General features: G+C 72.1%; 12 protein-coding genes. 2 read left to right on the top strand and 10 right to left on the bottom strand.

Translation table 11 applies throughout. The features are described 5' to 3' along the window. Positions 1-175 precede the first annotated feature (175 nt). Positions 176-1,222 carry an isopenicillin N synthase family dioxygenase gene (locus ACXR2U_RS20950; RefSeq protein ID WP_458827027.1) on the top strand — a complete coding sequence of 349 codons (1,047 nt, stop codon included), beginning with the start codon at positions 176-178 and terminating at the stop codon, positions 1,220-1,222. Positions 1,223-1,226: 4 nt separating this feature from the next. On the opposite strand, the gene ACXR2U_RS20945 is transcribed toward ACXR2U_RS20950, so the two are convergent. From ACXR2U_RS20945 to ACXR2U_RS20920, 6 genes are all read right to left on the bottom strand, one after another. Continuing rightward, the gene (locus ACXR2U_RS20945) at positions 1,227-1,640 is read right to left on the bottom strand and encodes a VOC family protein (protein ID WP_458827026.1); all 414 of its coding nucleotides are present in this window, start codon (positions 1,638-1,640) and stop codon (positions 1,227-1,229) included. Then, positions 1,640-2,716 (bottom strand): sugar ABC transporter substrate-binding protein, encoded by a 1,077-nt coding sequence (locus ACXR2U_RS20940; protein WP_458827025.1) that lies wholly within the window; start codon positions 2,714-2,716, stop codon positions 1,640-1,642. The genes ACXR2U_RS20945 and ACXR2U_RS20940 overlap by 1 nt, the downstream gene beginning before the upstream one ends. 109 nt (positions 2,717-2,825) lie before the next feature. After that, complete coding sequence (locus tag ACXR2U_RS20935) at positions 2,826-3,953, bottom strand: ABC transporter permease (protein ID WP_458827024.1); 1,128 nt, start codon at positions 3,951-3,953, stop codon at positions 2,826-2,828. Continuing rightward, positions 3,950-5,458 carry a sugar ABC transporter ATP-binding protein gene (locus ACXR2U_RS20930; RefSeq protein ID WP_458827023.1) on the bottom strand — a complete coding sequence of 503 codons (1,509 nt, stop codon included), beginning with the start codon at positions 5,456-5,458 and terminating at the stop codon, positions 3,950-3,952. The genes ACXR2U_RS20935 and ACXR2U_RS20930 overlap by 4 nt, the downstream gene beginning before the upstream one ends. Then, a complete protein-coding gene (locus ACXR2U_RS20925; protein ID WP_458827029.1) occupies positions 5,455-5,718 on the bottom strand; it encodes a 2Fe-2S iron-sulfur cluster-binding protein in 264 nt (87 codons plus the stop codon). Before ACXR2U_RS20925 ends, ACXR2U_RS20930 begins: the two co-directional genes overlap by 4 nt. Before the next feature lie 12 nt (positions 5,719-5,730). Next, a complete protein-coding gene (locus tag ACXR2U_RS20920) occupies positions 5,731-6,768 on the bottom strand; it encodes an isopenicillin N synthase family dioxygenase (protein ID WP_458827022.1) in 1,038 nt (345 codons plus the stop codon). 222 nt (positions 6,769-6,990) lie between these two features. Here ACXR2U_RS20920 and ACXR2U_RS20915 point away from each other — a divergent pair, with 222 nt between their 5' ends. Then, positions 6,991-7,677, top strand: coding sequence for an MOSC domain-containing protein (locus ACXR2U_RS20915; RefSeq protein ID WP_458827021.1), 687 nt, complete (start codon positions 6,991-6,993; stop codon positions 7,675-7,677). Positions 7,678-7,716: 39 nt separating this feature from the next. Here ACXR2U_RS20915 and ACXR2U_RS20910 read toward each other — a convergent pair whose 3' ends face one another. Genes ACXR2U_RS20910 through ACXR2U_RS20895 form a run of 4 tightly spaced genes read right to left on the bottom strand, consistent with a single transcriptional unit; the run spans position 7,717 to position 9,682 of the window. Beyond that, positions 7,717-8,373 carry an SCO family protein gene (locus ACXR2U_RS20910; RefSeq protein ID WP_458827020.1) on the bottom strand — a complete coding sequence of 219 codons (657 nt, stop codon included), beginning with the start codon at positions 8,371-8,373 and terminating at the stop codon, positions 7,717-7,719. Next, positions 8,370-8,975, bottom strand: a complete 606-nt coding sequence (locus ACXR2U_RS20905) for a copper chaperone PCu(A)C (RefSeq protein ID WP_458827019.1) — start codon at positions 8,973-8,975, stop codon at positions 8,370-8,372. The genes ACXR2U_RS20910 and ACXR2U_RS20905 overlap by 4 nt, the downstream gene beginning before the upstream one ends. Before the next feature lie 45 nt (positions 8,976-9,020). Next, complete coding sequence (locus ACXR2U_RS20900) at positions 9,021-9,251, bottom strand: hypothetical protein (protein ID WP_458827018.1); 231 nt, start codon at positions 9,249-9,251, stop codon at positions 9,021-9,023. Between the two features lie 11 nt (positions 9,252-9,262). Beyond that, on the bottom strand, positions 9,263-9,682 hold the full coding sequence (locus ACXR2U_RS20895) for an SRPBCC family protein (RefSeq protein ID WP_458827017.1): 420 nt from the start codon (positions 9,680-9,682) through the stop codon (positions 9,263-9,265). Positions 9,683-9,725: the final 43 nt, after the last annotated feature.

Below are 9,725 nucleotides of genomic sequence, written 5' to 3'. Positions count from 1 at the left end.
ACCGGCACCGTGGTCGCGGCCGCGGGACCACCCGAGCCCTCGACGCCGTCGCCGGCGAGGTGCGCTCCGGTGACGCCGCGCACCGCGGGCACGACGACGACGTCGAGCGCGGCCGCCTCCGCGACCCGCAGCACGTCGGCGCTCACCGGGGTGCCGCCCGGTGCAGCGGACCGCGATGATCCGGGACACCGGGTTCCGGGACACCGGGCCGATCCGGGCCACCGGGCTGATCCTGGACACTGGGCCGGTGCTCCCGGTACCCGTCGTGGACCTCGCCGCGCGCGGCGAGGACCGGCTGGCGGCGGCGCGACAGCTGGACCAGGCCTGCCGCCACGTCGGGGTGTTCGAGCTGGTCGGCCACGGCTTCCCTGCGGAGCTGATCGACGCGACGTTCGCCGTCACCCGCGCGTTCTTCGCCCTGCCCGACGACGTCAAGGCGGCCGTGGCGCAGCCCGCGCCGGACCAGGTACGCGGTTGGAGCGCTCTCGGCAGCGAGGGGGTCACCTACTCCCTCGACGAGGAGTCCCCCGCCGATCTCAAGGAGAAGTTCGACGTGGGGCCGGTCGACGACGTCGACCCCGAGCTCGTCGCGCGCGCAGGGCCGCACCTCGCTCCGAACCTGTGGCCCGCCGTCCTGCCCCGGCTGCAGCCCTGCTGGGAGCAGGCCTACCGCCACCTCGACCGGATCGGCGCCGACCTGCTCGCCCTGTGCGCCACGGCCCTGGGGATGCCCGGTGACTGGTTCGCCCCGCGTACCGATCGCTCGATCTCCATGCTGCGGGCGCTCTGGTACCCCGACCAGGACGAGCCGCCGCTCGCCGGCCAGACCCGCGCCGGGGTGCACAGCGACTACGGCGCCTTCACGATCATGACGGCCGAGGACCGCCCCGGCGGGTACGAGGTCCTCGACCGGGGCGGTGAGTGGACGCCGGTGCCCACCGCGCCCGGACGGTTCCTCGTGGCGGTCGGCGACCTGCTCGCCGAGTGGACCGACGACGCCTGGCCGTCGACCCTGCACCGGGTGGTGAACCCACCACGTGCGCTCGCCTCCGACAGCGCCCGTCTGGCGTTCGCGTTCTACCAGCACCCGAACCACGACCTCCGTGTCGAGCCGCTCCCGCCGTTCCGGACGGGCGCGGTGCCCACGCCCGGCGAGCCGCTGTCGGCGGGTGCTCACCTGCGGCAGAAGTACCTCCGTCAGACCACCTTCGGCCGCGCCTGACGCGTCAGTGCATCTCCGGGAGGTGGTTGATCCGGAACGCGTTGCCCTCCGGGTCGAGGACCACTGCCTGCCAGGCGCCGTAGTACGTCCGGTGCGGTTCCTGCACCGGCGTGCCGCCCGCGGCCACCGCCACGGCCAGCATGCGCGCGACGTCGTCCTCGCTGGGGACCTCGAACGTCACGAACGACTTGACGCCGGTGGACTGCGGCGCCGGGCGCGGCAGCTCCAGCAGGTCGTACGCCGTCTCCGCCCGGGAGAACCCCAGCACGGTGGGCCCGATCTGCAGCCCGCGGAAGTGTTCGGAGTGCAACGATTCGACCTCGGGCAGCCCGAACACCTCCTGGTAGTAGTCGGCGAGGGACTCGAAGTCGTCGGCGAAGACGCTGCTGAACGAGAGCGAGACGGTGGGCGCGGACATCAGACCTTGACCTTGTCGGCGTACTGCTCGTAGCGGTAGGGCACCGAGGAGACCGCGGCCTTGTAGTCCTTGCCGGTGACCATCTTCTGGGTCACCGGGCCCTCGAAGGTCGGGCTCCCGCCTTCCATCTTCGCCCGCACGGCCTTGGTGGCGAGCACGCCGGTCTCGGCCGCCGAGTAGTAGCGGTCCGCGGCGAGGTACGAGGTGCCGATCCACGTGAACAGCTCGTCGTCGCCGTCGGACGAGACGTGGGTGATGTTCTCGATGCCCTTGGACTTGAGGAACGCTGCGATGCCATCGCTCATCGATGCCGAGTAGGCGACGATGGTCGTGACCTTCGGGTGGGCCTGCAGGCCGGACTCGACGATCTTGGTCGCGGTGTCGCGGGCGAAGAACCCCTGCTCGCGCACGACCACGTTGAACCCGCTGCCCTCGAGTGCGGCGTCGAGCCCTTCGTCGATGCGCTCGGAGAAGCCCTGACCGACGATCCCTTGCACCACGATGGTGTCGCCGGGGTTGCCGTTCTCCTTCAGCCACTCACCGATCATCTTGCCGCCCTCGACCGAGTCCAGCGACGCGACGCCGGTGAAGTACTTGTCGGCGTCGGACTTGCCCGGCCAGAGAGCGTTGCCCACTGCAACACCCTGCTGCTCACACAGCTGGGCGGCCTTGGCGATGGTCGTGGCGTCGGTCGGCAGGACGACGAGTGCGTCGATGCCCTGGCTCAGCAGGTTCTGGATGTTGCCGAGTTCGGTGCTGGAGTCGAAGTTGTTCTGGATGCCCACCAGCTTGTAGCCGGTGCCCTCGATCTCCTTGGCCACGCCCTCGGCGACGTAGCCGGAGTAGGCGTTGACGCCGTTGAGGGAGATGCCGATGGTCTTGCCCTCGCCGGCGGTGCCGCTGCTGCCGCTCCCGGCGCTGCCGGAGTCCGACGACCCGCTGCCGCACGCGGCGAGCACACCGCCGAGGCCGAGCGCCGCGGCGAGGGCTCCGGAGCCCTTGAGGAACCCGCGGCGGTCGAAGCCGTGGGTGAGGTACTCGGCCAGGTCGGTGGGTGCGGTGGTGCGACGGGACATGGGAGCTCCTGGGTTCGGTGCCGGACGGCAGGTGGGGTCGAGCACGCGTCGGGGGACCCGCCGTGCAGGACGGGACGCGTCGGGCGCCGTTGCCCTGGAGGTTCGGGAGTCAGGCAGGTGGCGGTGAGGGGCGGCGCGTGACGAGACCGGTGATCGCGGCGCCGAAGGCCTCGGCCCTCCCGCCGGTCCTGACCCGGCCGGAGCGGAGGTCGGCCACGGCGGTGGCGATGACGGCGAAGATGAGGATGCCGCCGGACACGAGGCTCTGGTACGCGCCGGGTACCTGCAGGAAGGTCAGCGACGCGCTGATGACGCCGAACAGCACGGTGCCGAGGAACGCGCCGACCATCGTCCCGCGTCCACCGGCGAGCGCCGCACCGCCGAGCACGGTGACGGCGATGGTGGTGAGCTCCAACCCGACACCCGAGCGGGGGTCACCCGCGGCGAGGCGCGACATCATGACCAGGCCGCCGAGGGAGGCCAGCGTGCTGTTGAGCACGAACAGTTGCACCGTGAGCCGACGTGTCGGCACACCGGCGAGGTACGCCGCCTGCTGCGAGGAACCCAGCGCGTAGGTGTTGCGGCCGAACCGGGTGAAGTGCAGCACCAGCCCCAGCACGATCATCGTGACCAGCACGACGATCACCGGGGCCCGGATGCCCAGCCACTCGCCGAAGCCGAGGCTGCCGAGCCCCTCGAGCACGGCCACCGGTCGGTTGTCGGCGAGCACGAGGGCGAGGGACGCGAACACCGACAGCCCGCCGAGCGTGAGGATGAACGGCGGGACCCGCAGGAAGGCCACCACGAGGCCCCACACCAGGCCGGTCGCCGCACCGATCGCGAGGCACAGCACGATCACCGCCGGGGTGCTCCAGCCCGCGCCGAACAGCTTCGCCGCGACCACGGCGACGAACGACACCAGGCTGCCGACCGACAGGTCGAGTTGCCCGCCGATGACCAGGAAGGTCTGGCCCGCCGCGAGGATCCCGAGCACCGACACCTGCGACAGGATGTTCTGGAAGTTGTCGGTGGTGAGGAAGGCGTCGTTCTCCGAGTTGGAGTAGATCGACAGCGCGACGATCGCGACCAGCAGCGGGACCACCGTGCGCAGGAACGTCGTGGTCGGCGACTGACGACGCGCACGCGGTCGGTCGGGCGTGGGGTTCGACGGCGCCGCCGCCGGCTCGGCCGCTGCCGCCGCCGGTTCCTTCCGCAACGTGGTCGGGGTCTCGGTCATGCGGCCTCTCCTCTCGGGTCGGTGCCCATCTCGAGCTGGAACAGCCGTTCCGGGGTGGCGTCGTCGCCGTCGACCTCGGCCACGACGACGCCGTCGCGCATGACCAGCACACGGTCGGCGAGGCAGGAGATCTCCTCGTAGTCGCTCGACACGATCGCGACCGCGAGGCCTTCGGCGGTGAGGTCGAGCAACTGCTGGTAGATGTCGAACTTCGCGGCGATGTCGACTCCGGCGGTGGGCTGGTCGAGGACGAGCACGGCACTGCCGGCCAGCAGCCACCGGCCGAACACGACCCGCTGCTGGTTGCCGCCCGAGAGCGTCGACACCGCCCGGCGGTGGTCGTCCGCCTTGACCCGCCCACGCACCAGCGCGGCCTTCGCGGTCCGGGCGGCGACGGTGGGGATGTGCAGCAGCCGCCGCCACCCGCCCTGGGCGAGCAGCAGGTTCTCGCCGATCGAGCGTTCGAGCAGCAGACCGTCGCGCTTGCGGTCGGCCGGCACGTACCCGATGCCGGCACCGGCGGCGTGGGTACGTCGCCCCACACGGCGGTCCCCGCCGAGGGTGACGCTCCCGGTCGACGGCTTCACCACACCGGCGAGCACCGCCGCGAGGTCGGACGTCCCGGAATCCGCCGCGCCGCAGAACACCACGATCTCGCCGGCGCGCACGTCGACGTCGGTGGGGTGCAACGTCGGGGGGCGGCTGACACCGCGGGCGGACAGGGCGACCCGCTCGTGGGTGCGCGGGGCGCGGGGCAGGCGGGTGTGGGCGACGTCGCGGTCGAACATCATGGCGACGAGCTCCTCGCTCGTGGTGTCCGCGATCGCCACCTCGGCCACCTTCTCGCCGTTGCGCAGCACGGTGGCCGAGTCGGCGATCTCGAACACCTCGTGCAGGTGGTGCGAGATGTAGAGGATCGCGGTGCCCGCCGCGCGCAGGTTGCGGACGACCCGGAACAACGCCTCGACCTCGCCGCGTCGCAACGACGCGGTGGGCTCGTCCAGCACCACGAGCGCGGCGTCACGGTGCACGGCGCGCGCGAGCTCCACGAGTTGCTGCTCGGCGGCGGAGAGCTCGCCCGCGAGTTGCCGGGCGTCGAGATCGAGACCGAGCCGTTCGAGCACCGCGCGGCCGCGCGCGACCACCATCCGCTGGGTCGTGACGCCGAACGGACCGGTCGGGAGGTCGTCGAGCAGGATGTTCTGCGCCACCGACAGGTCCGGCGCGATCTGGCGTTCCTGGTGCACGACCCGCACGCCGAGCTTCTGCGCGGCGCGGGGCGAGAACGACCTCAGCTCGCGTCCGGCGATCGTGATGGTGCCGGAGTCCGGCTTCTGTGCACCGGTGACGATCTTGATCAGCGTCGACTTCCCGGCGCCGTTCTCGCCCAACAGCGCGTGGACCTCGCCGGCCCGCACCCCCATCGACACGTCGTGCAGCGCGCGCACACCGGGGAAGGCCATGCTCACGTGTTCGGCGCGCAGCGCCGGCTCCGGGGCCGTCACAGGTCGAGCACCAGCACCGGGGTCTGCGAGCGGCTGACACACACGGCGATCCGCTTGCCGGCCTCCTTGGCGCGCGGGCTCAGGACCGTATCCCTGTGCAACGGAACGCCGCCGACGACCTTCTGCACGCACGTCCCGCACTCGCCGCGGCGGCAGAAGAAGTCCACGTCGGTCACGGCGAGCAGCGCTTCGAGGATCGAGGTGCCGCGTGGCACCTCGACCGACGTCCCCGAGCGCGCGAGCTCCACCGTGAAGGGCATGTCGTCCACCGCTCAGGAGCCGACCAGCGTCGAGGCCAGCCCCTGGGTCGGAGCGCCGGAGTGGGTGAGGACGAACTTGTTGATGAGGTGGTCCCCGGAGGTCACCGGCGCGTACTTCGGCTCTTCGCCCTCGGCGAGGCAACTGGGGATGCACTCGACGACGGCGTCGTAGTTGGGCTGGTGGAAGAACACCAGCGACATGCGGCGGGTGTCGGAGACGACGTCGCGGGGCGGGTTGGCCACGCGGTGGCGGGTCGAGGTCCAGGCGTCGTTGGTCCACTGCGCCATGAGGTCGCCGAGGTTCACGACCAACGCGCCGGGCACGACCGGCACCGGGACCCAGTCGCCGTCCTTGGTGAACACCTGCAGCCCACCGGGCGCCTCCTCCTGCCGGACGATGGTGAGGCTGCCGTAGTCGGTGTGGGCGCCCGCGCGCATCTGGCCGGGCAGGGGCGGCTCGTCGCGGTGCGGGTAGTTGATCGCCCGCAGCATCGAGATGTCCTTGTCGATCTTGTCGGCGAAGTGGTCCTCCGGCAGGTCGAGCGCGAGCGCGAACGCCGACATCAGCTCGGCGCACAGCGCGTCGAACGCGCGGAAGTACTCGGTCCACGTCTCCTGCATGCCGGCGGGGGTCGACGGCCACTGGTTGGGCAGGAAGTGCGCGCCGGCCTCCTCGAACGAGTAGTACGGGTCGCCCTCCGGGACGTCGACGGGCCCGACGTCGTACTTCTCGTGCAGGTCGTTCGGGGTGTTGATGCCGTCGCTGTACGCGAAGGACTCCTCGCCGACGGCGCAGTAGCCGCGGATGGTCTCGGGGTTGGGCTGGGCGACCTGCCGCTTCACCGCGAGGTCCTGGTCGAAGAACGCCCGCGAGACGTCGTACATGCGGGTGACGAGGTCCTCGTCGATCCCGTGGCCGGTGATCTGGAAGAAGCCGATCTCGCGGCAGGCGTGGTCGATCTCGGCCGCGACGGCCCGGCGGCGCTCGGCCGTTCCGGACCGCAGGCCGGAGATGTCGATGACGGGGACGACGCTCGTGTCGGGGCTCACTGCTGGCCTCCTTCGAGGTTCGGATGCTGACCGCGGCCAGTCTGGGAGCGTCGGGGTGGACCGGACAACGGTCCGGGGTGACAGGAAACTAGCGACCCGACGCAGCGCCCTGCACGGTCGAAACAGCATCGAAACCCACGGCGCCACAACGGTTTCCAGGCGTAACACGTCACCCGTCCGCGCGGTTGCCGAGCCGTGCCGTCGCGGTGTCTCATGACGTCCGTGCAGGCCACCGTCGAGTCGTTGAACATCGGCGCGGTGGGTGCGATGGCGAACGGCGCGCGCACGATCGTCACCGCTTACAACAAGAGCCCGGTGGACCACGCGCTCCCGCTCGGTCGGCTCGGGTTCCCGGGCGACGAGCACGTCTACGAGCACCACGGCGGTCCGGACAAGGCGGTCTGCGTCTACGCCCGCGAGCACTACGCGCACTGGGAGGACGTGCTGGGCACGACGCTGCCGACCTCCGCGGCGTTCGGCGAGAACTTCACGACCACCGGCCTGGTCGAGACCGACGTGCACCTCGGCGACGTGTTCGCGGTCGGCGACGCCGTGGTCCAGGTGACCGGTCCCCGCGCGCCCTGCTACAAGATCGCCGCACGGTACGGCGAGCCGAAGATGGCGGTGTACGTGCAGCAGCGGGGCTACACCGGCTACCTCATGCGGGTGCTCACCGAGGGCGAGGTCGCGCCCGGCGCGGTCATGTCACTGGTGGACCGGCAGGCCCACGGCATCACCGTGGCCGAGGCCAACCGCGTCCTCAACGTCGACCGCCGCGATGTCGACGGCGCCGCCCGGATCCTCGCCGTCCCCGACCTGTCCGAGGCCATCGCCTCGAACCTGCGCGCCCGCATCGCCAAGCACGGCGACCCCGAGGACGTCGAGCGGCTGTTCGGCGACGCCGACTGACTGTCCGCGGCGGCCCCGGGGCCGGTGGCGCCGCCCGGATCAGCGCGTGGTGCCGGAGGCCAGCAGGGGGAGGTCGTGGGCGTAGTCGTCGGAGCCCGTGCCCGCGGTGAACACGACGTGCGCCAGGTCGTCGGTCGGGGAGAACGCCAACACCTGCGCGCCGTGGGTGACGTCGTAACCGGTGGCGGTCTTCACCGGCGGTTCGATCGAGACGCCGACGCTGTCGGCCATCGCGTCGATCGTCGCCACCGAGCCGGTCAGACCGACGAAGTCCCTGTCGAACGCGTCGAGGAACGTGCGCAGCACCGGGCCGGTGTCACGGGCCGGGTCGCTCGTCACGAACACCACGGTGGTGTGGTTGCGGACCTGCGCCGGGACCTGGCTGAGCGCCACGTTGATGTCGGCCATGGTCGTGGGGCAGACGTCCGGGCAGTGCGTGTAGCCGAAGTACAACAGCACGAGTCGACCCTTGGTGGCCGTCGCGAGGTCGTAGGGCTTGCCGGAGGTGTCGGTGAGGGTCGTGCTCGGCTTGGCGATGGGGCTGTCGAGCGTGCTGCCGTCCAACGCACCCGGCGCCTGGGACGACACCACCGCGACCGGCGAACCCGACTCGGAGCCGCCGCTCCCGCACGCCGCGAGCCCGGTCACCGCGACGGCCGCGGCGGCGAAGGCGGTCGCCAGCCGGCGGGCCCTCACGGTGCCACCGTCGTCGAGGGCAGGGGCGACTCGGTCGGCAGCGGGGTCAGCGCGTCGGTCGGCAGCCCGCCGCCGGTCGGGTAGCCGGTCACCGGCAGCGTGACCGTCACCGTCCCGGCGTGCCGGAAGTCCAGGGTCAGGGTCACCCGGTCGCCCCGGACCAGGGTGCGGGTGAGCCCCTCGAGCATGAGGTGGTCGGCACCCGGTGAGAACGCCCGCGCGCCACCGGCCGGGATGTCGAAGGAGTCGATCGCGACCATCGAACCGCCCTCGGTGCGGTGCATCGTCGTGGTCGGGCTGGCGTCGGACGACGCCTCCACCAGGGTGTCGGCCGCCGCGCCGGCGTTGACCACCGTGAAGTACGCGGCCGCGACGTCGGGCGAGGCGGGGGCCGGGACGAACCCCGCGGCGATCCGCAGGTCACCGACGCGCGCGAGCACCGGAGCGGTGGGAGGGGCCGACTCGGACGAGGAGGCGGCCGGCGAGGTGGGGGCTGGGGTGCTGGCCTCGCTGGTGCCGCCACACGCGGCGAGGGTCAGGGCCGCGGCCGTCACCGCACCCGCGGCGGCGATCCGCAGGAGGACGCGGTGATCGGTCGGCACGTCCCGCGACGGTACCCACCGGTCCTGTGCGCGCTGCCGTGTGGCTCAGTCGGTGTCGGACACCAGCGGGTCGTCGCCGGTCACGCCGGTGGTGCCGGTGCCGCTGTGGCCGGCGTCGGGGTCCTCGGTGCGGGCGTCGGACTCGGCGAGCACGGCGCGCGCGAGCGCCTCCGGGTCCTGCACCGCGAACTCGCGCTCCTCGGGCAGCAGCTCCGCGCGGCCGTCGGTGCGGTCGGCGGGGCGGTCGGAGTCGGGCTGCTCGTCGGAGTGCGTCACGCCGGTGAACCCTACGGCTGGGGGCGTTCGACGAGCGCGCGCAGTGAGGCGAGATCGGCCGCGACGGCCGCGGCGTCGGCCGCGAACGCCTCGTCCGTCATCCCCGCCCGCTGCCGGACGGTGAACACGACCTCGCAGCGGTCGTCACCCCACGGGACCACCCGCATCGGGTTCAGGACCTGCTCGCCGTCCGGCATCGTCACCACGTGGTCGAGCACGCCGAACGCGTTGGGCGGGGCGAACTCGACCGTGACGCGTCCGAACGGGGCGTCGGCGACCCACGTGCCGCCGTCCTGGTGCAGCGGCGTGGCCGCGAGCCCCGCCGCCCAGTCCGAGAGCCGCGCGGGGTCCGAGGCCAGGGCGTAGACCTCGGCCGCCGAGGCGGCGACCGTCGTCGAGACGTGGCGGGACGTGGGCGTGGTGTCCGGCATGTCGCGATCGTGGCACGGTCCGCCGACGACGTGGGGGGCAGAG

The organism is Jatrophihabitans sp. YIM 134969 (genome assembly GCF_054456675.1).
This window is presented reverse-complemented; position numbering and strand designations above follow the sequence as displayed.